This window comes from Bradyrhizobium diazoefficiens (genome assembly GCF_016612535.1).
Classification (GTDB): Bacteria; Pseudomonadota; Alphaproteobacteria; order Rhizobiales; family Xanthobacteraceae; genus Bradyrhizobium; species Bradyrhizobium diazoefficiens_C.
The window spans coordinates 2,537,178-2,561,013 of record NZ_JAENXS010000002.1 but is presented as its reverse complement, the minus strand read 5'-3'; the positions used below and the strand labels follow the sequence as shown (position 1 = coordinate 2,561,013).

At 63.6% G+C, this 23,836-nt stretch carries 27 protein-coding genes; 17 read left to right on the top strand and 10 right to left on the bottom strand.

The window, feature by feature from the left end:
* From JJE66_RS28875 to JJE66_RS28850, 6 genes are all read left to right on the top strand, one after another.
* Complete coding sequence (locus JJE66_RS28875; protein WP_200517837.1) at positions 1–1,086, top strand: ABC transporter ATP-binding protein; 1,086 nt, start codon at positions 1–3, stop codon at positions 1,084–1,086.
* Positions 1,086–2,060: a carbohydrate ABC transporter permease gene (locus tag JJE66_RS28870; protein ID WP_200517836.1), complete on the top strand. Its 975-nt coding sequence runs from the start codon at positions 1,086–1,088 to the stop codon at positions 2,058–2,060. The genes JJE66_RS28875 and JJE66_RS28870 overlap by 1 nt, the downstream gene beginning before the upstream one ends.
* On the top strand, positions 2,060–2,866 hold the full coding sequence (locus tag JJE66_RS28865; protein WP_200517835.1) for a carbohydrate ABC transporter permease: 807 nt from the start codon (positions 2,060–2,062) through the stop codon (positions 2,864–2,866). Before JJE66_RS28870 ends, JJE66_RS28865 begins: the two co-directional genes overlap by 1 nt.
* Positions 2,867–2,876: 10 nt before the next feature.
* A complete protein-coding gene (locus tag JJE66_RS28860; protein ID WP_200517834.1) occupies positions 2,877–3,206 on the top strand; it encodes a DUF2160 domain-containing protein in 330 nt (109 codons plus the stop codon).
* 78 nt (positions 3,207–3,284) lie between these two features.
* Positions 3,285–5,066, top strand: coding sequence for an ABC transporter substrate-binding protein (locus JJE66_RS28855; protein ID WP_200517833.1), 1,782 nt, complete (start codon positions 3,285–3,287; stop codon positions 5,064–5,066).
* 150 nt (positions 5,067–5,216) lie between these two features.
* Positions 5,217–5,927, top strand: a complete 711-nt coding sequence (locus JJE66_RS28850) for a hypothetical protein (protein WP_200517832.1) — start codon at positions 5,217–5,219, stop codon at positions 5,925–5,927.
* Here JJE66_RS28850 and JJE66_RS28845 read toward each other — a convergent pair.
* The 6 genes from JJE66_RS28845 to JJE66_RS28820 all read right to left on the bottom strand — a co-directional run bounded on the left by JJE66_RS28845 (position 5,916) and on the right by JJE66_RS28820 (position 10,622).
* A complete protein-coding gene (locus JJE66_RS28845; protein WP_246756573.1) occupies positions 5,916–6,830 on the bottom strand; it encodes a lipopolysaccharide assembly protein LapB in 915 nt (304 codons plus the stop codon). The two genes, JJE66_RS28850 and JJE66_RS28845, sit on opposite strands and share 12 nt — an antisense overlap.
* A 99-nt stretch (positions 6,831–6,929) precedes the next feature.
* Positions 6,930–8,030, bottom strand: a complete 1,101-nt coding sequence (locus JJE66_RS28840) for an alkene reductase (RefSeq protein WP_200517831.1) — start codon at positions 8,028–8,030, stop codon at positions 6,930–6,932.
* A gap of 171 nt (positions 8,031–8,201) precedes the next feature.
* Positions 8,202–8,705 carry a DUF1993 family protein gene (locus JJE66_RS28835; RefSeq protein ID WP_200517830.1) on the bottom strand — a complete coding sequence of 168 codons (504 nt, stop codon included), beginning with the start codon at positions 8,703–8,705 and terminating at the stop codon, positions 8,202–8,204.
* Positions 8,706–8,813: 108 nt separating this feature from the next.
* Positions 8,814–10,124 carry a lytic murein transglycosylase gene (locus JJE66_RS28830; protein ID WP_409362852.1) on the bottom strand — a complete coding sequence of 437 codons (1,311 nt, stop codon included), beginning with the start codon at positions 10,122–10,124 and terminating at the stop codon, positions 8,814–8,816.
* 34 nt (positions 10,125–10,158) lie between these two features.
* Entirely contained in the window at positions 10,159–10,386 is a 228-nt protein-coding gene (locus tag JJE66_RS28825) for a hypothetical protein (RefSeq protein ID WP_200517828.1), read from the bottom strand.
* Positions 10,387–10,391: 5 nt separating this feature from the next.
* Positions 10,392–10,622, bottom strand: coding sequence for a hypothetical protein (locus JJE66_RS28820; protein WP_200517827.1), 231 nt, complete (start codon positions 10,620–10,622; stop codon positions 10,392–10,394).
* Between the two features lie 153 nt (positions 10,623–10,775).
* Here JJE66_RS28820 and htpX point away from each other — a divergent pair, with 153 nt between their 5' ends.
* A complete protein-coding gene (gene htpX / locus JJE66_RS28815) occupies positions 10,776–11,732 on the top strand; it encodes a zinc metalloprotease HtpX (RefSeq protein WP_200517826.1) in 957 nt (318 codons plus the stop codon).
* A 133-nt stretch (positions 11,733–11,865) separates the two neighbouring features.
* Positions 11,866–12,507, top strand: coding sequence for a tetratricopeptide repeat protein (locus JJE66_RS28810; RefSeq protein WP_200517825.1), 642 nt, complete (start codon positions 11,866–11,868; stop codon positions 12,505–12,507).
* A gap of 31 nt (positions 12,508–12,538) precedes the next feature.
* On the opposite strand, the gene JJE66_RS28805 is transcribed toward JJE66_RS28810, so the two are convergent.
* Positions 12,539–12,892 carry a hypothetical protein gene (locus JJE66_RS28805; RefSeq protein WP_200517824.1) on the bottom strand — a complete coding sequence of 118 codons (354 nt, stop codon included), beginning with the start codon at positions 12,890–12,892 and terminating at the stop codon, positions 12,539–12,541.
* Between the two features lie 193 nt (positions 12,893–13,085).
* Positions 13,086–13,898 carry a hypothetical protein gene (locus tag JJE66_RS28800; RefSeq protein WP_200517823.1) on the bottom strand — a complete coding sequence of 271 codons (813 nt, stop codon included), beginning with the start codon at positions 13,896–13,898 and terminating at the stop codon, positions 13,086–13,088.
* 227 nt (positions 13,899–14,125) lie between these two features.
* Here JJE66_RS28800 and JJE66_RS28795 point away from each other — a divergent pair, with 227 nt between their 5' ends.
* From JJE66_RS28795 to JJE66_RS28785, 3 genes are all read left to right on the top strand, one after another.
* On the top strand, positions 14,126–14,419 hold the full coding sequence (locus JJE66_RS28795) for an antibiotic biosynthesis monooxygenase (protein WP_200517822.1): 294 nt from the start codon (positions 14,126–14,128) through the stop codon (positions 14,417–14,419).
* 377 nt (positions 14,420–14,796) lie between these two features.
* Positions 14,797–15,453 carry a hypothetical protein gene (locus tag JJE66_RS28790; protein ID WP_200514979.1) on the top strand — a complete coding sequence of 219 codons (657 nt, stop codon included), beginning with the start codon at positions 14,797–14,799 and terminating at the stop codon, positions 15,451–15,453.
* Positions 15,450–15,905, top strand: a complete 456-nt coding sequence (locus tag JJE66_RS28785; protein ID WP_200514980.1) for a hypothetical protein — start codon at positions 15,450–15,452, stop codon at positions 15,903–15,905. The genes JJE66_RS28790 and JJE66_RS28785 overlap by 4 nt, the downstream gene beginning before the upstream one ends.
* Before the next feature lie 31 nt (positions 15,906–15,936).
* Here JJE66_RS28785 and JJE66_RS28780 read toward each other — a convergent pair whose 3' ends face one another.
* Positions 15,937–17,382, bottom strand: a complete 1,446-nt coding sequence (locus JJE66_RS28780) for a short-chain fatty acyl-CoA regulator family protein (protein WP_200517821.1) — start codon at positions 17,380–17,382, stop codon at positions 15,937–15,939.
* A 207-nt stretch (positions 17,383–17,589) separates the two neighbouring features.
* Here JJE66_RS28780 and JJE66_RS28775 point away from each other — a divergent pair, with 207 nt between their 5' ends.
* From JJE66_RS28775 to JJE66_RS28765, 3 genes are all read left to right on the top strand, one after another.
* Complete coding sequence (locus tag JJE66_RS28775; protein ID WP_200517820.1) at positions 17,590–19,224, top strand: isocitrate lyase; 1,635 nt, start codon at positions 17,590–17,592, stop codon at positions 19,222–19,224.
* A 23-nt stretch (positions 19,225–19,247) separates the two neighbouring features.
* Positions 19,248–19,457 (top strand): hypothetical protein, encoded by a 210-nt coding sequence (locus tag JJE66_RS28770; protein ID WP_008137787.1) that lies wholly within the window; start codon positions 19,248–19,250, stop codon positions 19,455–19,457.
* Between the two features lie 192 nt (positions 19,458–19,649).
* A complete protein-coding gene (locus JJE66_RS28765) occupies positions 19,650–20,204 on the top strand; it encodes a hypothetical protein (protein WP_200517819.1) in 555 nt (184 codons plus the stop codon).
* Between the two features lie 32 nt (positions 20,205–20,236).
* Here JJE66_RS28765 and JJE66_RS28760 read toward each other — a convergent pair whose 3' ends face one another.
* Positions 20,237–21,118, bottom strand: coding sequence for a metallophosphoesterase (locus tag JJE66_RS28760; RefSeq protein WP_200517818.1), 882 nt, complete (start codon positions 21,116–21,118; stop codon positions 20,237–20,239).
* A gap of 91 nt (positions 21,119–21,209) precedes the next feature.
* On the opposite strand from JJE66_RS28760, the gene JJE66_RS28755 reads away from it, so the two are divergent.
* The 3 genes from JJE66_RS28755 to JJE66_RS28745 are packed head-to-tail and all read left to right on the top strand — an operon-like array spanning position 21,210 to position 23,833.
* Positions 21,210–21,701 carry an NUDIX domain-containing protein gene (locus JJE66_RS28755; protein WP_200518870.1) on the top strand — a complete coding sequence of 164 codons (492 nt, stop codon included), beginning with the start codon at positions 21,210–21,212 and terminating at the stop codon, positions 21,699–21,701.
* A 48-nt stretch (positions 21,702–21,749) separates the two neighbouring features.
* The gene (locus JJE66_RS28750; protein WP_200517817.1) at positions 21,750–22,901 is read left to right on the top strand and encodes a hypothetical protein; all 1,152 of its coding nucleotides are present in this window, start codon (positions 21,750–21,752) and stop codon (positions 22,899–22,901) included.
* Positions 22,898–23,833, top strand: coding sequence for a glycosyltransferase family 2 protein (locus JJE66_RS28745; RefSeq protein WP_200517816.1), 936 nt, complete (start codon positions 22,898–22,900; stop codon positions 23,831–23,833). The genes JJE66_RS28750 and JJE66_RS28745 overlap by 4 nt, the downstream gene beginning before the upstream one ends.
* Positions 23,834–23,836: the final 3 nt, after the last annotated feature.

The following is a 23,836-nucleotide window of genomic DNA, read 5'->3' as shown; positions in this document are numbered from 1 at the left end:
ATGGCCCGCATTGACCTCGTCGATCTCGCGCACTCCTACGGCGGCAATGATGCGCCGGAGGAAACCTTTGCGCTGAAGCCGGTCACCATGACCTGGCGGCAGGGCGGCGCCTATGCGCTGCTCGGCCCAAGCGGCTGCGGCAAGACCACGCTGCTCAACGTCATCTCCGGCATCATCACGCCCTCGCGCGGAGAGATTCTGTTCGACGGCCAGGACATCACACCGCTGTCAACCCAGAAGCGCAACATCGCCCAGGTGTTCCAGTTTCCGGTGATCTACGACACCATGACGGTGGGGCAGAACCTGGCGTTTCCGTTGAAGAACCGCGGCGTGCCGAAGGCCGAGATCGACAAGCGCGTCGCCGAGATCGGCCGCCTGCTCGACCTCGAGCCCTATCTGAACCGAAAGGCGACGCGGCTCACCGCCGACGCCAAACAGAAGATATCGCTCGGCCGCGGCCTCGTCCGCTCCGACGTCGCCGCCGTGCTGTTCGACGAGCCGCTGACGGTGATCGATCCCGAGCTGAAATGGCAGCTCCGCTCCAAGCTGAAGGCGCTGCATCGCGAGCTCGACCTCACGATGATCTACGTCACCCACGACCAGACCGAGGCGCTGACCTTCGCCGACACCGTCGTCGTCATGCATGACGGCCGGGTGGTGCAGAGCGGCACGCCGGCCGAACTGTTCGACAAGCCGGCGCACACCTTCGTCGGCTATTTCATCGGCTCACCTGGCATGAACATCATTCCGGCCGAGGTGAAGGGGCGCGAGGCACGGATCGACGGCCACGTCATTGGGCTCAACCGCAGCTACGACAATCTGCCTGCTGGCGCCAAGATCGAGATCGGCGTGCGTCCGGAATTCGTCGAGGTCGTCGCGTCCGCGCCCGGCCTGCTCACGGCAAAGATAGAGCGCATCGACGATCTCGGCCGCATCCGCTTCGCGCGTGCCCGTCTCGGCGATGCCAAGCTCGCGGCGCGCGCGCCGGCGGGCTTCACCAGTCCGGACGGCAACGCCGGGCTGAAAATCGATCCGGCACATATCCACGTCTATGCCGACAGCCTTCTGGTGGAGGGGGCCACCTGATGGACAAGACCGTCAACCAAAAAGCCTGGTTCCTGGTGCTGCCGGTGTTCCTGGTCGTCGCTTTCTCTGCGGTGCTGCCGCTGATGACGGTGGTGAATTATTCGATGCAGGACACCTTCGGCAACAACCAGTTCTTCTGGAATGGTGTCGGCTGGTTCAAGGAATTGCTCGATCCCTCGACCGATCTCGGCGGCCGCTTCCTGGCCTCGCTCGGCCGCAATCTGTTCTTCTCGATGGTGATCCTCGCGATCGAGGTGCCGCTCGGCATCGTCGTCGCGCTGTCGATGCCGCGCCAGGGCTGGACCGTCGCGGCTTGTCTCGTCACCCTCGCGCTGCCGCTGCTGATTCCCTGGAACGTGGTCGGCACGATCTGGCAGATTTTTGGTCGGCCCGACATCGGGCTGCTCGGCTACGTGCTGAATGCCGTCGGCATCGACTACAATTACGTCTCGAACGAGATCGACGCCTGGGTCACGGTCATCGTGATGGACGTCTGGCATTGGACCAGCCTGGTTGCACTGCTCTGCTATGCGGGCCTGAAGTCGATTCCCGAGGCCTATTACCAGGCTGCTCAAATCGACGGCGCCTCGCGCTGGGCCGTATTCAAGGCGATCCAGTTGCCGAAGATGAACCGCGTGCTGCTCATCGCCGTGCTGCTGCGCTTCATGGACAGCTTCATGATCTACACCGAGCCGTTCGTCGTGACTGGCGGCGGGCCCGGCAACTCGACGACCTTCGTGTCGATCGAGTTGGTCAAGATCGCGCTTGGCCAGTTCGACCTCGGCAAGGCCGCCGCGCTCTCGCTGGTCTACAATCTGATCATCCTGATCGTCTGCTGGATCTTCTACACCGTCATGACCAATGCCGGTGCCGAACGCAAAGTTCGAGCGGAGAGCGAGCCGGCGGCGGAGCCCAAGCCTTTGGCTGGGCTCAAGCCCGTGACCGTGCTCAAGCCAAAGGAAGGAGTGGCCTGATGCATTCGATCCCCGGCCGCCGCCTCATCATGGGGTTGTTCCTGATCTTCCTGCTGTTGCCGATCTACTGGCTCGTCAACATGAGCTTCAAGACCAACGCCGAGATCGTCTCGACGATGACGCTCTGGCCGCACGCGCCGACGCTCCAGCACTACAGGCGCATCTTCACCGACGAGAGCTGGTATTCCGGCTACATCAATTCGCTGGAATACGTGGTTATCAATACCATCATCTCGATTTCCGTGGCTTTGCCCGCGGCCTATGCGTTTTCGCGCTATCGCTTCCTCGGCGACAAGCATCTGTTCTTCTGGCTGCTGTCGAACCGGATGGCGCCGGCGGCCGTCTACGCGCTGCCGTTCTTCAACCTCTATTCGGCGATCGGGCTGTTCGATACGCCGTGGGCGGTCGCGCTCGCGCATTGCATTTTCAACGTGCCGCTGGCGGTGTGGATCCTCGAGGGCTTCGTCTCCGGCGTGCCGCGCGAGATCGACGAGACGGCTTTCCTCGACGGCTATTCCTTCCCTCGCTTCTTCATCAGGATCCTGGTGCCTCTGATCGCGAGCGGCATCGGCGTCGCGGCCTTCTTTTGCTTCATGTTCTCCTGGGTCGAGCTGCTGCTGGCGCGCACGCTGACCTCGGTCAACGCCAAGCCGATCGCGGCCGTCATGACGCGAACGGTGTCGGCGGCCGGCATGGATTGGGGCCTGTTGGCTGCCGCCGGCGTGCTCACCATCATTCCGGGCGCGCTCGTGATCTGGTTTGTCCGCAACTACATCGCGCGCGGCTTCGCGCTCGGCCGGGTCTAGGGAGGCAACAATGGAATCCATCGCGTGGATGGCCTGGACGCTGCCGACCGCGATCTTCTTCGTCGCGCTCGCCTGCACGCTTGCCGTGATGACCTGGCTTGGGGCTGTCTATCCCGAGGCCGAGCGCGTCGGCGTGCTGCGCATTCCGACGACGCGCGGCGATCGCCTGTTCATCTCGCTGATCGTGGCCGCCGTCATTCACCTGTTGTGGATCGGGCTTGTTGGCACTGACCCGATCGCGACTCTGCCCATCGGGGAAGAGGGAGTTGAGATTACGAGCCTGTGGCTCGCAACCGTGATTTCGTTTGTCTCAGGCGCGGTGATCTTTCGCACCGTCTGAGGCAAGCGAGAAAGAGCAGATCCGGGGTCTACCCGGGCCTGGATTTAGTTTTGTCGCTTCAACCGGAGGAAACACTATATGCGACACTTGAGGACGACCAAGGACAGTCTTCTGACCATGACCAGCGCGCTCGCGCTGATCGCGGCTTCGATGACGATTGCCGCGCCGGCGCGCGCGGACGAAGCCGCCGCCAAGAAGTGGATCGACAGCGAATTCCAGCCATCGACCCTGTCGAAAGACGATGCGATGAAGGAAATGCAGTGGTTCATGAAGGCCGCTGAACCCTTCAAGGGCATGGAGATCAACGTCGTCTCCGAAACGCTGACGACCCACGAATATGAATCCCGCACGCTTGCCAAGGCGTTCGAGGAAATCACCGGCATCAAGGTCAAGCACGACATCATCCAGGAAGGTGACGTCGTCGAAAAGATCCAGACCCAGATGCAATCCGGCAAGAACGTCTATGACGGCTGGATCAACGATTCCGACTTCATCGGAACGCACTTCCGCTACGGCCAGGCCGTCGACCTGACGGACTGGATGGCGAAGGACGGCAAGGACGTCACCGACCCGATGCTCGACGTCAACGACTTCATCGGCAAGTCGTTCACGACCGCGCCGAACGGTCATCTCTATCAATTGCCCGACCAGCAGTTCGCCAACCTCTATTGGTTCCGGTACGACTGGTTCACCAACCCCGACTACAAGGCCAAGTTCAAGGCCAAGTATGGCTACGACCTTGGCGTTCCCGTGAACTGGTCGGCTTACGAGGATATCGCTGATTTCTTCACTAACGACATCAAGGAAATCAACGGGACCCGGATCTATGGCCACATGGATTACGGCAAGAAGGATCCTTCGCTCGGATGGCGTTTCACCGACGCCTGGCTGTCGATGGCCGGCAATGGTGACAAGGGCATTCCGAACGGCCTTCCGGTCGACGAGTGGGGCATCCGCATGGAAGGCTGCCGCCCGGTCGGCTCGAGCGTCGAGCGCGGCGGTGACGTCAACGGCCCGGCGGCGGTCTACTCGATCGTGAAGTATCTCGACTGGATGAAGAAATATGCCCCGCCCCAGGCGCAAGGCATGACCTTCTCCGAATCGGGACCGGTGCCGTCGCAGGGCAATATTGCCCAGCAGGTGTTCTGGTACACCGCCTTCACTGCCGACATGGTGAAGCCCGGCCTGCCGGTGATGAACGCGGACGGTACGCCGAAGTGGCGTATGGCTCCTTCGCCTCATGGCGCCTACTGGAAGGAAGGCATGAAGCTCGGCTACCAGGACGTGGGATCGGCGACCCTGCTCAAGTCGACCCCGGTCGATCGCCGCAAGGCGGCCTGGCTCTATCTGCAGTTCATCGTCTCCAAGACCGTGAGCCTGAAGAAGAGCCATGTCGGTCTCACCTTCATTCGTGAATCCGACATCTGGGACAAGTCGTTCACGGAGCGTGCGCCGAAGCTCGGCGGCCTGATCGAGTTCTACCGCTCGCCGGCGCGCGTGCAGTGGACCCCGACCGGCAACAACGTGCCTGACTATCCGAAGCTTGCGCAATTGTGGTGGCAGAACATCGGCGACGCGTCGTCCGGTGCGAAGACGCCGCAGGCCGCGATGGATGCGCTCGCAGCCGCCCAGGATTCGGTGATGGAGCGTCTGGAGAAGTCCGGTGTGCAGGGTGCCTGCGGACCGAAGCTCAATCCAAAGAAGACGGCCGAGTACTGGTATGACAAGTCGGCGAAGGACGGCAACATCGCTCCGCAGCGCAAGCTCGCGAACGAGAAGCCGAAGGGCGAGACCATCGACTACGACACGCTGATCAAGTCGTGGCCGGCCTCGCCGCCGAAGCGCGCTGACGCGAAGTAATTCGCTGATATCGTGATGGCAGGGCTTCGTCCCGGCCATCCGACAACAGGAGGCCGGGAGCGATCCCGGCCTTTTGTCGTATTGCCCTATTGCCTTGTCGACCTCTGTCATCTGAATTAGCGACTTCAGATCCGGAAACGAGACTTCGCCATGCGCATGATTTTCCGTTGCGATCCCAGGCTGGCCGATCATCTGGTCCGGCCCTACCCGGCGCGCACCGCCTTGCCCGACTGGCTGCGCGCGATGCCCGCGAAGGCGCACTCGGACATCCACGGCCGGGACATCCGCACGGTCAAGCAATGTCCGCCCTTTGTCGACGCGATGGCCTATGGGGTCATGATTCCGCTGCCGTGTGACGTCACGGTTGAGTCGGGAAGGTTCACCTGGAACTGGGACATTCCCGAGCCGGCGACATCTGGGCATCCACGTGCGCCTTTGAGTTTCCATCCGGCTGCACAATTGGCTGCTGCGCCTTTCGCGAACGGACAATCTGCGATCAAGTTCAACAGTTTCTGGACCATCGAGCTCGAGCCCGGCTGGTCGCTGTTCGCGACGCATCCCGTCAACCGCGATGATCTGCCGTTCCGCCTGGTTTCGGGTCTGGTCGACGCCGACCGATTTCACGACGGCGGTATCAACTTTCCGGCCGTATGGACCGAGCCCGATTTTTCCGGCGTCATCGAGAAGGGCACGCCGGTCGCGCAGTGTTTTGCCGTACCGCGCGACGCGCCTGAGCTGGTGTTCGAGGCCTTCGATGAGGCCCACCAGCAAGCCTACGCGAAGGTCGTCGCCGACGTGCTGGCTGCGCCCAACGTCTACCGCAAGCATTTTCGTGCGAAACGCGGACGCCTAACGCCCTAAAGCACGGCGCAATTCGTCTTCGTCGAGCCACAGGCGGCCATGCGAGGCCGAGGTCAGCGCCATCGCGATCGAGCCGAAGAGTTGCGGGCGTAGGCGGTAGGCCTGGGCGAAGGCGCGCATGGCGTTGTCGAGGTCGCCACCCTCCTGCAATGAGATGCCGAGGTTGAGAGCAGCTTCGGCATGGTCGGGCTTGAGCTCGAACGCCTTGCGATAGGCGTCTGCTGCGCCATCGTGGTCACGCAGGTCTTGTCGCGCGAGGCCAAGGTTGAACCACACGGACGCCGGCGCGTCCGTCGCGGTCGCTTGCGCGAGCATTTTTGCGGCGGTGTCAAGGTCGCCGTCCTCCCACGAGAGCCGGCCAAGTCGCGCCGTTGCTTCCTGATGACCAGGGATGACCCTGAGGATCGCCTGCCAGGCTCCGCGTGCCTGATCTCGCAGCCCAGCCATATCGAGCGTTCGTGCCTTCTCGATAAACATCTCGCGCTGCGGGCTGGTGGCGATCGCGGCATCGAGATGTACGAGCGCGGCGTCGAATTGGCCTTCGCTGCGCGCGATGCGGGCGGCCAGCAGCCGGGCCGGCGTGTTGTTCGGCTGCTTGGCAAGACTCACGTCGATATGCGCGTGAGCCGGGGCGATGACACCCCTGGAGAACAATACGGCGGCCAGCAAATGATGCAGCACGGGATCGCCGGGATCACGTGCAAGGCCCTGTTCGCACAGACGTTGCGCCTCGTCCGGCTTGCCCGAATTGACCGCTGTCGTCGCGCGGCGAACGAGTGTCTGGGTGTCGTCCATGGCCGTATTAGAGCAAGGATGCTGGGACACGGCAATATGGCGGGCTTGTAGACGCCCAACGAGAAAAGGCCGGGAGCGATCCCGGCCTTTTCTTTGTTGCGTTGTCATTGCGAGCGAAGCAATCCAGAATCTTTCCAGGGAGGTAGTCTGGATTGCTTCGTCGCAACAGCTCCTCGCAATGACGGAGGATGGAGCGACAGTGTCGCCTTACTCTGCCGGCTCCGCTGCGAGCAGCGGATAATCCGTATACCCCTTCGCCCCGCCGCCGTAGAACGTGTTCTTGTCCCAATCGTTCAGCGCCGCGCCCGCCTTCAACCGCTCGACCAGATCGGGGTTGGAGATGAACGGCTTGCCGAAGGCGATCAGGTCGGCGGCGTTCGCGTCCAGCACCTTGGTCGCGAGATCGAAATCGTAGCCGTTGTTGGCGATGTAGGCGCCCGAGAAGCGCTTGCGCAGGCTCGCATAGTCGAACGGCGCGAAGTCGCGCGGGCCGCCGGTGGCGCCCTCGACGACGTGGAGATAGACGAGCTTCAGTGCGCTGAGGCCGTCGGTGATGTGATCGAACAGGGCTTGCGGATTGGAATCCACGATGTCGTTGGCAGGCGTCACCGGCGAGATGCGGATGCCGGTGCGGTCGGCCCCGGCCTCAGCCGCGACCGCCTGGGAGACTTCCAGCATCAGTCGCGCGCGGTTCTCAATGGAGCCGCCATAGGCGTCGGTGCGCTTGTTGGCGCCGTCCTTGGCGAATTGATCGAGGAGATAGCCGTTGGCGCCGTGGATCTCGACGCCGTCAAATCCGGCTTCCAGCGCATTCTTCGAGGCGCGCTTGAAGTCGTCGATGATGCCTGGAATTTCGGAGAGCTCGAGCGCGCGGGGCTCGGAGACGTCGGCGAAGCCGCCGTTGACGAAGGTTTTGCCCTTGGCGCGGATTGCGCTCGGCGCCACCGGAGCGGCGCCACCCGCCTGGAGGTCCACATGCGAAATGCGGCCGACATGCCAGAGTTGGATGAAGATCTTGCCGCCGCGCTCATGCACCTTGTCGGTGACTTTGCGCCAGCCCGCGACCTGGTCCTTCGAATAGATGCCGGGGGTGTCCTGATAGCCCTGGCCCTGCTGCGAAACCTGGCTCGCTTCGGTGATCAGGAGGCCCGCAGAAGCGCGCTGGCCGTAATAGTCGGCGGCGAGCGCACCCGGTACGAACGTGCCGGCAACGGCGCGGTTGCGCGTCAGCGGCGCCATCACGAAACGGTTGGCCAGCGTGATCGGGCCAAGCTTGTAGGTCTCAAACAATTTGGTCGGACGGCTCATTGGGGGCTTCCAGAGGTTAAGAGGTCCGGAACATTTGTGCATCGCGGCAATCAGCGCAAGGGATGAGCCATACGGAAAGTGCAAGCGAGTTGCGCGGCAACGCCCGCGCAGCATAATTCATGTGCAATTTGAGCCGCGGCAGCGGATTTCAGCTGCCGCGGCCCCGCAAGCTCAGTTCACCCCGAGGAAATCGCGCTTGCCGATCTCGACGCCGTTGTGACGCAAAATGCCGTGGGCGGTCGTGGCATGGAAATAGAAGTTCGGCAGCGAGACGGCGCTGAAGAACTGCTGGCCTTTGAGCGTCATGGACCGGTCCGGGCCCGCCGGGAAGGTCACATCCTTGGCATCGGCGCCGTCGAACTGCTCCGGCTTGAACGATTTGACGTAGTCGATCGTCTTGGCGAGCCGCTGCTTCAGCTCCTCAAACGTCTTTTCTGTGTCGGGCGTCGAAGGCACCTCGCTATGCGTCAGCCGTGCGCAGCCCTTGGCGGCGAAATCGCTGACGAGCTGGATCTGCTTCGACAGCGGCAGCATGTCCGGAAAGAGGCGCGAGCCGAGCAGGACGCCGGGGTCGATCTTTTTGGCCGCGCAATGCGCCTCGGCTTTGGTGAGCAGGCCGGTCAGGCTGTTCAGCATCTGCAGATAGGCGGGGACGACGGCGTCATGGAAGGACATGTGATGCTCGCTCGAATGAGGGGAAACTCAGGAGAAAACCTGAGCCACTCACATGGGAGCCTCATGGAAAAATACAATCGCAGAAGCGGCTTGTGCGGTGCGAAAATCCTACCGCACCATCGCCGGAGGCTGCGCCTGCGCCGTGCCGCCGCGCATGCGGGCCAATAGCTCCGCGGTCGGCCAGGAATCGGCCGGCAGGCCGTATTTGATCTGCATCGCCTTCACGGCGGCGCGGCTCTGCTGGCCCAGCACGCCGTCGACCTTGCCGACATTGAAGCCGGCTTGGACCAGAAGCTGCTGCAATTGCTTGAGTTCGTTGAACGGCAGTTGCGCCACGTGCCCGGCAGGCTTGCGCATTGGGGCGGCGCCCGCAATGCGCGAAGCGAGATAGCCCGCTGTGGTCGAATAGATCAGCGAATTATTCCATTCGGTATAGGCTGCGAAATTCGCGTACGCCATGAAGGCCGGCCCGTTGTGCCCCATCGGCAGCAGCACGGACGCCGCGAGGTTGTCGTTCGGCAGTGGACGGCCGTCGGGATAGGTGACCCCGAACTGCGCCCATTTCGCGCGCGGCAGCTGCACACTGAGATCGGTCTGATCCCATGGCAGGTTTTGCGGCACCTTGATCTCTTCCAGCCATGGCTCGCCGCGGCGCCACTTCAATCCGTTGGCGATGTAATTCGCGGTCGAGCCGATCACGTCGTCCTCGCTGCGCAAGAGGTCGCGCCGCCCGTCGCCATCATAATCGACGGCGTAGTTGACGTAATGCGTCGGCAGAAATTGCGTCTGGCCGAGCTCGCCGGCCCAGGAGCCGATCATCTCGTCGGGCGTGAGATCGCCGCGGTCGATGACCTTCAGCGCGGCGATGGTCTCGTTCACGAACATCTCCGAACGCCGGCAGTCATAAGCGAGCGACACCAGCGATTTCAACGTCGGCAGATTGCCCATGTTGACGCCGAAATCGCTCTCCAGCCCCCAGAATGCGGCGATCACCGCCGGCGGCACGCCGTATTCCTTCTCGGCGCGCGCGAACGCCGCTGCGTGTTGCTTGATGTGCTGCTGGCCGTTCTGCATGCGATAGGGCGCGGCCATACGGCCAGCAAATTCGGTGAAGAGCTGGCCGAACACGCGCTGGCCGCGGTCGCGGTTGACGATGCCCTGGTCGTAGACGAGATAGGGCGAGGCCTCCGCGATCGTGTGCTGCGCCACGCCGGCAGCAACCGCCTGGCTCTTCACGTCTGCGAGGAAGCGATCGAAGCTCGCCCCGTTGTGGCACGATGCCGCGCGCGGCGAGGGCGAGGTGGCCCTTGGGGCGGCCGGCTTTGCCGGGGGCGGCGCGAATTGGGCGGAGGCGGGAAGTGCGAGGGCGAACGAGACCGCAATCGTTGCGACCGCAAGGCGAGAACCAAGGCAGTTCATCGGCATCGATATCTCTGGTGCTGTCGGGGAGCTGCTAGGCCGCCAATACGGCGCGTTTCACTGCGAGGGGAAGGGCGATCTCGCGAAAGAAGGACTTCGGATAGAGGTAGTCCTCGCCGGACTCATCGACGATCCGCAGCATGTCGAGTTTCTCGGCCGCCGGATCGCGTAGCGTCACATAGATCTTGCGCTTCTCAAGCGACGCCGCGTAGCCCTCATTGTCCACGCAGATCACCAGTTGCTTGCCTCGCGATTTCGTCATGTTGGTCAGAGCAGGCTCTTGATCTTGAATTCCTTGCGGCCGATGCCGGCAGCCTCATACCAGTGTATCTCAGCGAGATGGGTAGAGCCATTGGATAATCGCACCTCCGCGATGCCCTTGCGTTTGCGCCATCGTCCACGTCCATAGATCCGTCGCAGGCGGGCGATCTCGCGGATGCCCGAGCCGCTGGCGAAGGTTTCGACCGCGGTGATCTCTCCGACAACCTCGAATAGCATGATGCCGATCGTGCCCGGGTGTCCCGGGCTGGGTCAAGTGCCGCGTCTCCCAGCCGCACCCTGAAAACCTTGCGGGCCAGCGGGGGGCATTCCTACCTGATGTTTGCCGGCCACTGCGCCTCTAGCGGCCACGGCCGGCTTCGGGAGACGGCCATGAACTATTTTCGTACCGCAATGCTTCTCGCAGGCCTCACCGCCCTGTTCATGGGGGTGGGCTATCTGATTGGCGGCGCCGCCGGCGCCATGATCGCGCTCGTCATTGCGGCGGCGACCAATCTCTTCACCTACTGGAACTCGGACCGCATGGTGCTTTCGATGTACGGCGCCCATGAGGTCGACCGTTCGACGGCGCCGGAGCTGGTCGGCCTCGTCGCAGAGCTTGCGGGCCGCGCAGGCTTACCGATGCCACGCGTGTTCCTGATGGACGAGCCGCAGCCCAATGCGTTTGCGACCGGCCGTAATCCCGAGAACGCCGCAGTTGCCGTCACCACCGGGCTGATGCGACAGCTCAGCCGCGAGGAGCTTGCCGGCGTCATCGCGCACGAGCTCGCGCACATCAAGAACCACGACACGCTGCTGATGACTGTTACCGCGACCATTGCGGGCGCGATCTCCATGCTGGCGCAGTTCGGCATGTTCTTCGGCGGCAATCGCAACAACAACGGCCTCGGCATCGTCGGCTCGATCCTGATGATGATCCTGGCGCCGCTGGGCGCCATGCTGGTGCAGATGGCGATCAGCCGTACCCGCGAATATGCCGCCGACAATCTCGGTGCGCGCATCGCCGGCCAGCCGATGTGGCTGGCGTCCGCGCTGGTCAAGATCGAGAACGCGGCGCATCAGGTGCCGAATGTCGAGGCCGAGCGAAACCCCGCGACCGCGCACATGTTCATCGTCAATCCGCTGTCGGGCCACGGCGTCGACAATCTCTTCGCCACACATCCGTCGACGCAGAATCGCATTGCGGCGCTCCGGCAGCTCGCGACCGAGCTCGGCACGCAGGCCGCGCCGTCGGTCGGTGCCAACGAAAACTATCCGCCGCAGGGCCCGTGGGGCCGCTCGTCCTCGCGCGGTCCGTCAAATGGTCCGGCACGCGGCCCTTGGGGCTGACATGGAACCGGCCGGATTTTGCCGGCTTGTGATCTGGCGCACAGAGGGCCGGTTCGGCCGGTGCTAACACCTCTGCGAGAGTGTTCCTTCGAAAGGGGATGCGTGGCCGGCCTCCCGCCGGTCACCGCCGAAGATGACCAGAACTGCCGTGCCATTGTTGATCGTCCTGGGCGTGGCCATCGGCCTGTCCACGCATACGGCCGTGAATTGCGGCGACGAGGACGAGCCCGACATCTGCTCGGCCGTGATCAGCTTCTCGCCGTTTCGCGGCTCTCTGATCGCCTTCGCCTATGAGGGACGCGGGCGGATCGCGCTGCGCCACGGCGACCACGGCCGGGCGATCGCCGATTTCAATGAGGCCATCCGCCTCAATCCCAACCGCGCCTCGCTCTATCGCGACCGCGCGCAGGCGTACCGGCAGAACGGCGAGCCGGGCCTTGCGATTGCCGATTACGACGAGGCGATCGCGCTCGATCCCAAGCCCGCGGTGCCCTATTACGAGCGGGGTCTCGCGCTCGCTGCCAAGGGCGATCTCGACCGCGCGATTTTGAGCTTCAGCACAGCGGTCCGCCTTGATCCGACGGACCCGCAGTCTCGCCTCGACCGCGGCCTTGCGCTTCTGGCCCGCGGCCAGGCCGATGATGCCCGTGCAGATCTCGAAGCCGCCGCTACGTTGCCGCCCATCAAGGACGGCCGCACGCGCGACGCCGCGCGCGCCAAACTCGCTGAGCTTGCCCGCGCCGAGCCGACTCAGGTCTCCACACCGCGGCGGTGAGATCTTGCCGCCAGCGGATAGAGCGGCGGGCTTACTTCGCCTTCTTCGCTTTTGCCTTCTTGGCCTTCGCAGCCTTCTTCGCCGGCTTGGCCTTGGCCGGCTTCTCCGCCTTCACCTCGACGGGCGTGCTGGCGGCCAGCCGCATCGCGCGGGCGTAGCTGTCGGCGACGTTGTCTGCGGACATCTGGAGGCGCCTGGCGGCGGCGGTGGCCTGCTCCATGGTGGCCTTGGCCATCATCTTGAAGCGGACGCTGGTCTCCTTGCCCTTGGCCTTGGCCGCAAGGCCGGTGAAACGATCCCGCCGCTCCTTGGCGCGGGACATCAGGCCCGTATGCAGCTGTCTGGCCAGTTGCCGGATCACGACATCCAGGTCGGCGTCCGCCATATCTTCTATCCTCTTCGAAACAATCCCAATCGATGCGGCGGGACTATGCAGATCGGCTACCTGCTTGGCAATTGCCGCCCGCGCGTCATCCGCAGCTTCCGGTTACCAAAACAGAAAAGCCGCGCATGTCGCGCGGCTTGTGGCTTTGGTTCGGCGCGAGCTGCACCAAGTCTAGCTCACTTCAAGGTCTGCCTTACTTCAACGAGGCGACCGGTCCGCTCGAGCTTGCTGCCGGATCGGGATCGAAGCCGAACACGCCGACCAGATATTTGTAATAGTCGGGCATCTTCTCCTTGAGCGCTTCACGGGTCTTGGGATCCTGGACATCGCTCTTGCCGGCCAGGAAGATGCTGGCGGTCACGGCAAAGAATTCCATGTGATTCTTCATCGCATAGGCTTCCTTGGGCAGCAGGTCCTTGGACTTGGCGTAGGCATAATAGGCGATCACGCCCTTGTTGGCGTAGCCGTCGGGCAGCAGCCGAGCGTGATAGGCATGCAGCATCTCGTGGAGCAGCACGGCCTCTTTCTCGTAACGCATCATGTCCGGACGGATCATGATCACGCCGAGCCCGGAATCGACCGCGAGGTCGACGGCATTCGGATTGGTCCAGCGCTGCTTGTCGTGGTCCCAAACCGTCAGCGTGCGCGGCGCGGTGCGCTGGATGTCCGGCGTGACCCGGCCGTAGCACGCGGTTGCGGCGCCTTCGTCGAGGCAGGCCAGCTCGCTTGCGATGATCGGGACGGTATGGAAGAAGCGCAGCACGCGCGGGGAGAGCCCGGCGTTCTCGACGACGTCGATCTGCTGCTTCAGATTGTTGGTGAGCTTGTCGACGTCCTTGCGGTCGGAGGCCTCCGACAGGTCGAACATGTAGCCGCGGTAGCTCTGGAAACCGGGCGGCAGCGCCTGCGCGGTGTCGGCGGACGCAGCGTCGAGCGAGCCGGCCTTGGATGGATTGGCGAAGAGCGCGCCGACAATGGTCGCGGTCAGCAGCAACGCAATGCGCATGATGAACCCCCTGATGTCACTTCACGCGGCAGGATAGGCTGCCGTTGTTTGCGAAAAATGAGTGGGGCGAGACTAAGGCAGCGATGTTGAGGCGTGCTTAATCGTTGGTTACAGATCGCACGGGCGGATTAGGGCGGGGTTAACCAAGCGTGGATTGGCCGCGCGCTTCGGCGTAAGATCGGAGCCGGGCACCATGCCCCCACATCGATAGCCGGAAGGAGGATGCCATGTATGCCGCCATCCGTCAGGCCAAGGCGAAGAGCGGGAGCGCCGAAGAGTTGGCGCGCCGCATCAAGGACGGCGCCGTTCCGATCATCAGCGACGTCGAGGGCTTTAGGGCCTATTACGTGGTCTATGCCGGTGACGACACGGTGACCGCGATCTCGATCTTCGACAAGTTCGAGCAGGCCGAGGAGGCGAACAAGCGCGCCATCGCCTGGATCGAGAAGGATCTAGGGTCTCTGCTGGCAGGGCACGCGAGTGCCGCGGCGGGGCCGGTGATCGTGCATACGCTGGCGTAGTTGCTGCCTTCGCCTCTCCCCGCTTGCGGGGAGAGGCCGAAATGCGCGCGTAGCGCGGATTTCGGGTGAGGGGGACTCTCCGCGAGTCTAACTCTTACCGTACCCTCGGAGACTCCCCCTCACCCCGACCCTCTCCCCGCAAGCGGGGCTAGCTTGGGCACAGATCTCTTGCACAGAATGAATCGCCTGTGATTCTGTGTAGGCCGTCGTGATTCTGGCAGCGGAGCGATGGCGGAGATGGATATCGGCTATTTCGGCGACGAGCGTCTTAAAAAAATGGCGCTCTGTTGCTTGCGCGTGTCTGCGAGCGACAGACGGTTTGTCTGCGCAAACTTGGCGAGGATCGCGCCGAGAAGGTCAAATTTCGGCGCTTTTTGATGAATGAGCGGGTCACGGTCGACAAGATGGTGATCCGCGCGCGAGCGCGTCTGCGTGAGATTGCGGCCGGCCGGCACGTCCTGGCGATCCAGGATACCAGCGAGATCAACTATGAGGCCAAGCGAGGGCGCAAGCGCGATCTCGGCCGGGTGGGCAATGGCCGTGACGTCGGCCTGTTCGTGCATCCCGTTCTGACGGTTGATGCAGAAACAGGTCACTGTCTGGGCCTGGCCGACGTGCAGGTCTGGCGCCGCTTTAAAACCAAGGCCGCCGACTATCGCAAGCAGCCGATTGAGGAAAAGGAATCCTATCGATGGGTGAAGGGCCCGCGGCGGGCCAAATGGGGCCTGACCAAGGCGAGCATGATCACAGTGATCGACGATCGCGAAGGAGACATTTATGAGAAGTGGGCTCGCCTGCCGGATCGTCGCACGCATCTGTTGAGCCGCGCGTGCCGGGATCGTGCAACAACAGGCGACCGCGCTCTGTTTGCGACCATGGCGGCACTGCCCGAGCAACATCGCTTGGCGATCGATCTGCCGGCGCGGGCAGGCAAGCGCCAGGCTCGTCAAGCGCAGTTGGCGGTGCGGTTCGGAACGGTCGTCGTCTGTCGGCCAGCATCCTGCTCCGATCCCCACGCGCCGCGCCAACGGTGATCGGCTGGTACCGCCAGCGCTGGCATGTCGAACAATTGTTCAGGACCGTGAAGCGCCAAGGCCTTGATCTCGAGGCGAGCGTTCTTGCCGAAGGCGCGGCGCTGGAAAAGCTCGCCGTTATCGCTCTCATCGCCGCGTGCCAAACCATGCAACTCGTGCTCGCGCGCGCCTCGCTCGACGATAGCCAACCTGCCTCGCACGTCTTTGACGATCGCGAAATGCAGGTTCTATCGGCCTTGCAGGAACGTTTGCGGGGCCGCACCGCCAAACAGCAAAATCCCCATATACCAAGCAGCCTTGCTTGGGCCGGCTGGACCATCGCCCGCCTCGGTGGCTGGACCGGTTACGAGAGCGACAAATCCAACGGCCCAATCACAATGCGCGACGGGCTCGAACGCTTCCGAGCCATCGCCCAAGGCTTCTTCCTCGCCAAAAATGTGTGCCCAAGCTAGCCCCGCAAGCGGGGAGAGGGAGAGTGCCCCCTCACAACTCCCTTGCATTCGAGAACGCGAAACTCGACACCCGCCGCGTCGTCTCGTCCAAAATCAGCGTGCGCGTGATCGGCGGCTCGGCGCGCTGGGCGCAATTTTCGCGCTCGCAGAGCCGGCAGTTGACGCCGATCGGCGTGCCTTCCGTTTTCTCCAGGTCCATGCCGGCGGCGTAGGTCAGGCGTGCGGCGTGGCGGATCTCGCAGCCGAGGCCGATGGCGAAGCGCGGCTGCGGCAGCGGGTGCGGCGCGACGGGGCGGCGCACCATCTGCGCGATCGAGAAATAGCGGTTGCCGTCGGGCAGCTCGATCACCTGCTTGAGCAGGCGATCCGGCGTGTCGAAGGTCGAGTGCACGTTCCACAGCGGACATGTGCCGCCGAATTTCGAGAACGGAAACGTGCCGGACGAGAAGCGCTTCGACACGTTGCCGGCATTGTCGACACGCAGCAGGAAGAACGGAATGCCGCGGGCGTTCGGCCGCTGCAACGTGGTGAGGCGATGGCAGACCTGCTCGAAGCCGGAATTGAAACGCTGCGCCAGCAAATGTATGTCGTAATTGAGCGCTTCGGCAGCCGCGAGGAAGGCCGGGTAGGGCATCATCACGGCCGCCGCAAAATAATTGCCGAGCGTGATGCGGAACAGCCGGCGCGGCGTGTCGTCGAGCGGGCCGGCGCGGCCGATGATGGTCTCCAGATGCGGCGTGCATTCGCCAAGCCCGAGCTGAAAGGCGAGCTGGAAGGCGCGGCCGGCCGGATCGACCAACTCGGAGATCAGGAGCTGGCGGCGATGGCGGTCGAAACGCCGCAAGGTTTCACGCATCACGTCCACCGGCATGATGCGGGTCTGGATCGAGTGTTTTTCGCGCAGGCGCGCGGCGAGCGCGGCATAAAGCCCTTCGGGCGGGACGTTCAGCTCATCGCGAACGGTCTCCGCGGCCTGCTCGAGCTCCGGAAAATAGTTGCGGTTGGCCTCGATCAGCTCGCGGACGCGCTCGACCGGATTGGCCTCGTAGCGCGTGCCGACGTCGCGGTCGGCCATTTGCGCTGCCGCCAGCGTCTCGCCCTGGCGCGCCTCGGTATAGGCGGCATAGAGCCGTTGCAGCGCATGGGTGACGCCGGGGCAGAGCTCGGCGAGGTCGCGCAGTTCCTGCTTGGGCACGTCGATCTGGCGGAACAGCGGATCGGAGAAGATCTCGTTGAGCTCGGCGAAGAAGCGGTCCTCGTCGGCGGTGGCGAGATCGCGCAAATCGAGGTCGTAGGTTTCGGCCAGCCGCAGCAGGATCTGCGCCGTCACCGGGCGCTGGTTCCGCTCGATCAGATTGACATAGCTCGGCGAGATTCCGAGCCCCTCGGCGATCTGGGTCTGCGACAGCCCCAATTGCTGGCGGATGCGCCGAAAGCGCGGACCGACGAACAGCTTTTTCCCGGACTCGGCGGCCATTAGCGGGTCTCCAGACATGTTAAGGGCAGGCGCGCTGCCCCATCTTTTTACAAAAATTACAAAATTACAACTATTACAAGTATTCATGTTACATGACATCACCATTCAAATACAAGGCCTCTATACGAACTTCTCTTTCTCGCGTTTAGCTCATGTCACGCCTTTCGCAATGCACTGTCAAAAATGTCGAGAAGAGAGAGCAGGCACATGAACTATCAGCCCCGCGGCATCAACACCCTCCAGGGCCCGGCCTCGTATCAGAGCGAAGTCGATGCGGCTCAGGCACTCCTCGAGACCCAGCCGACCTGGAACGGCGTGTCGGCCGAGGCCGTCGCGCGCATGCGCCTGCAGAACCGCTTCAAGACCGGTCTGGACATCGCCCGCTACACCGCAGCGCTGATGCGGGCCGACATGGCGGCCTATGATGCCGATCCGACCAAGTACACCCAGTCGCTGGGCTGCTGGCACGGCTTCATCGCCCAGCAGAAGCTGATCTCGATCAAGAAGCACTTTGGCGGCAAGACCGAGCGCCGCTACCTCTACCTCTCCGGCTGGATGATCGCGGCGCTGCGCTCCGAGTTCGGACCGCTGCCCGACCAGTCGATGCACGAGAAGACCTCGGTGCCGGCGCTGATCGAAGAGCTCTACACCTTCCTGCGTCAGGCCGACTCGCGTGAGATGAACGACATCTTCCGCAGCCTCGATATGGCGCGCAAGGAAGGCGACAAGACCCGCGAGAAGGAGCTGATCGCGAAGATCGACAACTTCCAGACCCATGTCGTGCCCGTCATTGCGGACATCGACGCCGGCTTCGGCAACGCCGAGGCGACCTATCTGCTCGCCAAGAAGATGATCGAGGCGGGTGCCTGCGCGCTCCAGATCGAGAACCAGGTCTCCGACGAGAAGCAGTGCGGCCACCAGGACGGCAAGGTCACGGTGCCGCACGAGGTCTTCCTGGCCAAGATCCGCGCCTGCCGCCACGCCTTCCTCGAACTCGGCATCGAAGACGGCATCGTCGTCACCCGCACGGACTCGCTCGGCGCCGGCCTGACGCAGCAGATCGCCGTCAGCCACAAGCCGGGCGACCTCGGTGACCTCTACAACAGCTTCCTGGATTGCGAGGAGATCACGGCGGAGAATGCCCGCAACGGCGACGTCATCATCAACCGCAACGGCAAGATGATGCGTCCGAAGCGGCTGCCCTCGAACCTCTATCAGTTCCGTCCCGGCACGGGCGAAGACCGCTGCGTGCTCGACAGCATCACCTCGCTGCAAAACGGTGCCGACCTGCTCTGGATCGAGACCGAGAAGCCGCATATCGAGCAGATCGCCAAGATGGTCGACCGCATCCGCAAGGTCGTTCCGAACGCGAAGCTCGCCTACAACAACTCGCCCTCGTTCAACTGGACGCTCAACTTCCGTTGGCAGGTCTACGACGCGATGAAGGAAGCGGGCAAGGATGTCAGCAGGTACAACCGCGCCGAGCTGATGAAGCCGGAATACGACGAGACGCCGCTGGCGATCGAAGCCGACGAGCGCATCCGCACCTTCCAGGCGGATTCGGCCAAGCGTGCCGGCATCTTCCACCACCTGATCACGTTGCCGACCTATCATACGGCAGCGCTGTCGACCGACAACCTCGCACGCGAGTATTTCGGCGAGCAGGGCATGCTCGGCTACGTGAAGAATGTTCAGCGACAGGAGATCCGTCAGGGCATCGCCTGCGCCAAGCACCAGAACATGGCCGGCTCCGACATTGGCGACGACCACAAGGAATACTTCGCCGGCGAAGCCGCTCTGAAGGCGGGCGGTGCCCACAACACAATGAACCAGTTCGGCTAACGCCACGCGACAGGAGACTGACAATGACCAAAGGCAGCAATTTCTGGGTGATCGGCGGCGAGTTCGGCTCGATGAACTTCCATAAGCTCGTGGAAGGCTCGGCCCAGGTGCAGGGTCCGTTCAAGACCCGCAAGGAAGCCGAGGATGCCTGGCGCTCAGTTTCGGAAGAGAACCGCCACAAGGCCGGCGTCCGCTTCTCGATCGTGGAAGAGCCGTCGCGGGTCTCGGCCTGACGGCTGCCTGACTTACTTATAAGAAGACGTCCAAGGACGGAGGGTCCCATCCGGCGCAAGCCGGGTGGGATCGTCTGTTTTTGGCACACATTTACGGCCTGTGGGTACCGTAAGTATCTGGAATGATGGGCCCTTTGCGGACGCAATGGTTGCTGGTAGGTTAATGGAGGAAAGTCGAGGACGAGGCCGACAATGTCAGAGCCCGAGACCAGCGGGACCCATCCCGGCCAGCCGCGCCCGGTGCGGCTGCGCGACGCGCTGTTGCGCGCGCGGATCGAGGCCGCTGACCGGACTGGCGTGGTGGTCGATTTGCGCGACGCCGAGGTGGCGCGGCTCGAGATCCTCAACGACGCGCTCGATCCGCTGTTCGCGCAAGTGCCTGATCAGATCGATCTGTTCGACCGCGGCATCAGCCAGGGCGATACGCCGAGGCTCTGGATCGACGTTGTCGCCCATATCATGATGGGGCGCGACAAGAGGATGTACCGCTTCGTCCAGGACACCCGCTTCGGTCGCATCGTGCTCGCCGAATCGCACGACACCGCTGTCATCGTGGAGGCCGTGACCGACTACGTCGCCCGCCGCATGATCGAGCGCGAGCATGCGATGGTGATCCCGCCAGAGCCGAAGCCGGAGGTCGCCGAGCCGCCCCGCCGCTCGCGGGTGTGGCCGTTCGTGTTCGGCTTCATCCTGGGTGCGGTCGCGCTGTTCGGTGTTGCCGTGGTTGCGGCGTTGCGGAGCTGGTGAAAAACCCTCCGTCCGTTCGCAATGATGAGGAATTACATCAGCCGCGTGCGCTTGATCTCCCGGATCTGCAAACCATGATCGATGCTCCGCACGATCTGCTCGCAGCGCCAGCCGGCATTGTCCTTCTCGATCGCGAACAGATTATACGCCGCCGCAGGATAGCGCCCGTGTGCAAGCGCCGAGGCCGACGGCACGCCGATCGCGGGGATGTTGCCATTGGGGCCTTCGACCCACATCGTCGAGTGAATGTGGTCGTGCCCGTGCAGGATCAATTCGACGCCATGGCGCTTCAACAACGCCTGCAGGGCTATGGAATCCGTCAGCCGCTTCTGGCGCGCCTCGGATTTCAGGGGATGATGCACCAGCAGCACGCGGAAGACATTCTCGGCTGCGAGCTGGTCGAGCACTTGTTCGAGCGCATCGAGTTGATCGCGCCCAAGCGTGCCCGTCGCCATCAGAGGCGGCGTCGGTACTGCGCTGGAGAGACTGATCAGTGCGGCCGGCCCGCGGCGGCGCACGGAAGGAAAGCCGATGCTGCCATCGTCGCTCGCGATATAGGGCGCAAAGGTCTCGCCGAAGCGATGAAAGGTGGCGCGGACATAGGCGTCGTGATTGCCGGGAATCGTGGTTACGCGGTCGGGCGGGCCGACGCCGTCGAGCCAGGCGCGCGCCGGCGCGAACTCCGCCTCCATCGCCAGATTGACGAGATCGCCTGTCACCGCGATCTGGTCGGGCGCCTGCGCCTGCATGTCCGTGACCAGCGCGTCGAGCACATCGCGGCGCTGGTATCTGTGGCGGTTGCGCGTCCAGTTGACGTAGCCGAGCGCGCGCTTGCCCGCGAGCTCGATCAGCCGCGGCTTCGGCAGCGGCGGCAGATGCGGGTCGGACAGATGGGCGAGTGTGAAAGGTGCCATGAAAGATGTCATCGCGCGCGCGATTGCCTCGCTATTCCCATGCTGTAATGGCAAGGTCGCGCGCATCACGCAAGGGAAGCCTGAGAGACTGATGGGAGAGCGTCTGAACCGGATCCGTCGGAAGTTCGAGCCGCTGCTCCGGCGATTCTTCCACGTCTATTTCCTGCTGGTTCGCGGCATGACGCTCGGCGTCCGTGCGGTGGTGCTCGATGCCGACAACAGAGTGTTCCTGGTCAAGCACAGCTACGTCAGCGGATGGTATCTGCCCGGCGGCGGCGTCGACCATGGCGAGACCATGGAACAGGCGATGCGCCGCGAGCTCAAGGAGGAGGGCGACATCGACCTGACCGGGGAGGCCGTGCTGCACGGCATCTTTCTCAACAGCCACGTCTCCCGCCGCGACCATGTCGCGGTCTACGTGGTCAGGCATTTCCGGCAGGACGGGCTGCCGGCACCCAACCGCGAGATCATCGACTGCGGCTTCTTCAACAGGGCCGCGCTCCCCGAGGGGACCACGCCCGGCACGCGGCTGCGGCTCGCGGAGGTGCTCGACGGCAAGCCCGTAACGGCGACGTGGCGCTGAGGGCGGGCTATGCTAGTAACCCGTCCGTATGAGCGCCACGGAAACCGGATGAAAATCGTAAAACTTGCCTTCGGCCTGATCTGCCTCGCGATCCTCGCCAGCAACATTGCGACAATGTCGCGCTGGAGCGAGGCGCGCGGGGTCTATGACGACATCTGCTACCTCCGGCAGGCGCATCTGTTCCAGCGCTTCGGCGTCGGCGGGCTCGACACCAACGCGGTCAGGGACGACGATCGCTATTTCGAAGGCAAGATGAAGGAGATCGGATTCGCCGAGTGGAAGGATCCGGTCCGCTGGCCCTGTCACAACCCGATGCCGAGCGGCAAGGTCGTGATGCAATATCCGCCCGGCACTGGCTTTCTGCTGGCGCTGTTTCCGGAAGGGCACCAGGTCGTGCCGCTCTACATTGCGGCGAGCCTGATCGTGTGCGGCCTGGCGCTCTCAGGCATTGCCATGGCGCGGACGTTACCCTCGATATCAGGTGCAGGCGTGTTCGGCGCGCTGGCCGTGTATCTCATGATCAATCCGGCCAAGGCGAGCTATTCGGTCGCGCCGACCATGGCGCTGTGCGCCGTCTCGGGCTTCCTGACCGCGCTGTGGCTGGTCAGGGACAAACGCAGCGTGCTGTTGATCGCGCTGATCGGTCTCCTGCTCGGCGCATCCGTCAATTTCAGATTGCCGAACGCGCTGCTCGCGGCCGGCTATTTCCTGTTCCTCGGCATTCCCTTCCTGTGGACGCGCTCGCTCGCGACGTTCGTGCAGGGCCTCGCCTTCGGGGCCGGTGTGCTCGTCGGCATGGCGCCGACATTGGCCGCACAAGCCATCAACGCCGGCAGTGCGCTGGCGACGACCTACGGCAGCGCCGACGTGGTCGCACCGGGCTTGGACTTCGCCGTGCTCGGCCAGTATCTGCGCGACATGCAGTTCGTGCTGATCGTGCTTGCGATCGGCGCGACGCTCTCACTGCTGCGGACTGGCGAAGAGCATGTGCGGCAGGCAGCGCTCGTCGTCGCCGGCAACCTCGTCGTTAATCTCGGCTTCTTCCTGAGCCACCCGATCTTCACGCCGTACTACGTCGTGCCGATCGCGATGCTGTCGCTGTGGACGCTGTCGTTCGCCCGGCTGTTGCAGCCCGCCGAGGCGCGTGAGGCTGCGTCGGCTGGCTGCGAGCCGGCCAGCGTGAGAGCGCTGCCGCGATGACGTCAGTGCACCCCCGCATCGCCGTGCTGGTGCCCTGCTACAACGAGGAGGCGGCGGTCGCGACCGTCGTCGCCGATTTCCGCAATGCGCTGCCCGCGGCGGAGATCTATGTCTACGATAACAATTCGCGCGACCGCACCGCTTCCGTCGCGCGCGACGCCGGCGCGATCGTGCGCAGCGAGCGGCGGCAGGGCAAGGGCCACGTCGTGCGCCGCATGTTCGCCGACGTCGAGGCCGACATCTACGTGCTGGTCGACGGCGACGCCACCTACGATGCGCCGAGCGCCCCGCTCATGATCGACAAGCTGGTCGACGAGCATCTCGACATGGTGGTCGGGCTGCGCATCGACCAGTCGCAAGCCGCCTACCGCCTCGGCCACCGCACCGGCAACCGCATGCTGACCGGATTTCTGGCCTGGACCTTCGGTCGCGACTTCCAGGACATCCTGTCCGGCTACCGCGTGTTCTCGCGCCGCTTCGTCAAATCATTCCCGGTGCTGTCGGATGGTTTCGAGATCGAAACCGAGTTCGCGGTCTACGCACTGGAATTGTCGCTGCCGGTCGCCGAACTCGAGACGCCCTATTACGCGCGGCCCGAGGGTTCTTTCTCGAAACTCAACACCTGGCGCGACGGTTTTCGCATTTTCGGCACCATGCTGAAGCTCTATCGCGCGGAAAAGCCGCTGCGCTTCTTCGGGGCCATCGGCATCCTGCTGGCGGCGGCGTCGGTGCTGCTGTCGATCCCGATCGTCATCACCTTCATCGAGACCGGACTCGTGCCGCGTTTCCCGACCGCCATCCTGTCGACGGGCCTGATGATCGTGGCAATGCTGTCGGTCTCGTCGGGCCTCGTGCTCGACACCGTGACGCGGGGGCGGCGCGAGATGAAGATGCTGGCCTATCTGTCCCAGCCGGCGCCGAAAAGGAACTGACGC

Coding starts and splice junctions, on each gene's coding strand:
- JJE66_RS28830 (WP_409362852.1), bottom strand. CDS start 10,124: ATGAACTGCCTTGGTTCTCGCCTTGCGGTCGCAACGATTGCGGTCTCG.
- JJE66_RS28820 (WP_200517827.1), bottom strand. CDS start 10,622: ATGCTATTCGAGGTTGTCGGAGAGATCACCGCGGTCGAAACCTTCGCC.
- JJE66_RS28825 (WP_200517828.1), bottom strand. CDS start 10,386: ATGACGAAATCGCGAGGCAAGCAACTGGTGATCTGCGTGGACAATGAG.
- JJE66_RS28760 (WP_200517818.1), bottom strand. CDS start 21,118: ATGGCACCTTTCACACTCGCCCATCTGTCCGACCCGCATCTGCCGCCG.
- JJE66_RS28795 (WP_200517822.1), top strand. CDS start 14,126: ATGTATGCCGCCATCCGTCAGGCCAAGGCGAAGAGCGGGAGCGCCGAA.
- JJE66_RS28870 (WP_200517836.1), top strand. CDS start 1,086: ATGGACAAGACCGTCAACCAAAAAGCCTGGTTCCTGGTGCTGCCGGTG.
- JJE66_RS28805 (WP_200517824.1), bottom strand. CDS start 12,892: ATGGCGGACGCCGACCTGGATGTCGTGATCCGGCAACTGGCCAGACAG.
- JJE66_RS28845 (WP_246756573.1), bottom strand. CDS start 6,830: ATGACAACGCAACAAAGAAAAGGCCGGGATCGCTCCCGGCCTTTTCTC.
- JJE66_RS28855 (WP_200517833.1), top strand. CDS start 3,285: ATGCGACACTTGAGGACGACCAAGGACAGTCTTCTGACCATGACCAGC.
- JJE66_RS28775 (WP_200517820.1), top strand. CDS start 17,590: ATGAACTATCAGCCCCGCGGCATCAACACCCTCCAGGGCCCGGCCTCG.
- JJE66_RS28765 (WP_200517819.1), top strand. CDS start 19,650: ATGTCAGAGCCCGAGACCAGCGGGACCCATCCCGGCCAGCCGCGCCCG.
- JJE66_RS28860 (WP_200517834.1), top strand. CDS start 2,877: ATGGAATCCATCGCGTGGATGGCCTGGACGCTGCCGACCGCGATCTTC.
- JJE66_RS28850 (WP_200517832.1), top strand. CDS start 5,217: ATGCGCATGATTTTCCGTTGCGATCCCAGGCTGGCCGATCATCTGGTC.
- htpX (WP_200517826.1), top strand. CDS start 10,776: ATGAACTATTTTCGTACCGCAATGCTTCTCGCAGGCCTCACCGCCCTG.
- JJE66_RS28750 (WP_200517817.1), top strand. CDS start 21,750: ATGAAAATCGTAAAACTTGCCTTCGGCCTGATCTGCCTCGCGATCCTC.
- JJE66_RS28835 (WP_200517830.1), bottom strand. CDS start 8,705: ATGTCCTTCCATGACGCCGTCGTCCCCGCCTATCTGCAGATGCTGAAC.
- JJE66_RS28755 (WP_200518870.1), top strand. CDS start 21,210: ATGGGAGAGCGTCTGAACCGGATCCGTCGGAAGTTCGAGCCGCTGCTC.
- JJE66_RS28745 (WP_200517816.1), top strand. CDS start 22,898: ATGACGTCAGTGCACCCCCGCATCGCCGTGCTGGTGCCCTGCTACAAC.
- JJE66_RS28800 (WP_200517823.1), bottom strand. CDS start 13,898: ATGCGCATTGCGTTGCTGCTGACCGCGACCATTGTCGGCGCGCTCTTC.
- JJE66_RS28865 (WP_200517835.1), top strand. CDS start 2,060: ATGCATTCGATCCCCGGCCGCCGCCTCATCATGGGGTTGTTCCTGATC.
- JJE66_RS28790 (WP_200514979.1), top strand. CDS start 14,797: ATGAATGAGCGGGTCACGGTCGACAAGATGGTGATCCGCGCGCGAGCG.
- JJE66_RS28810 (WP_200517825.1), top strand. CDS start 11,866: ATGACCAGAACTGCCGTGCCATTGTTGATCGTCCTGGGCGTGGCCATC.
- JJE66_RS28770 (WP_008137787.1), top strand. CDS start 19,248: ATGACCAAAGGCAGCAATTTCTGGGTGATCGGCGGCGAGTTCGGCTCG.
- JJE66_RS28780 (WP_200517821.1), bottom strand. CDS start 17,382: ATGGCCGCCGAGTCCGGGAAAAAGCTGTTCGTCGGTCCGCGCTTTCGG.
- JJE66_RS28875 (WP_200517837.1), top strand. CDS start 1: ATGGCCCGCATTGACCTCGTCGATCTCGCGCACTCCTACGGCGGCAAT.
- JJE66_RS28840 (WP_200517831.1), bottom strand. CDS start 8,030: ATGAGCCGTCCGACCAAATTGTTTGAGACCTACAAGCTTGGCCCGATC.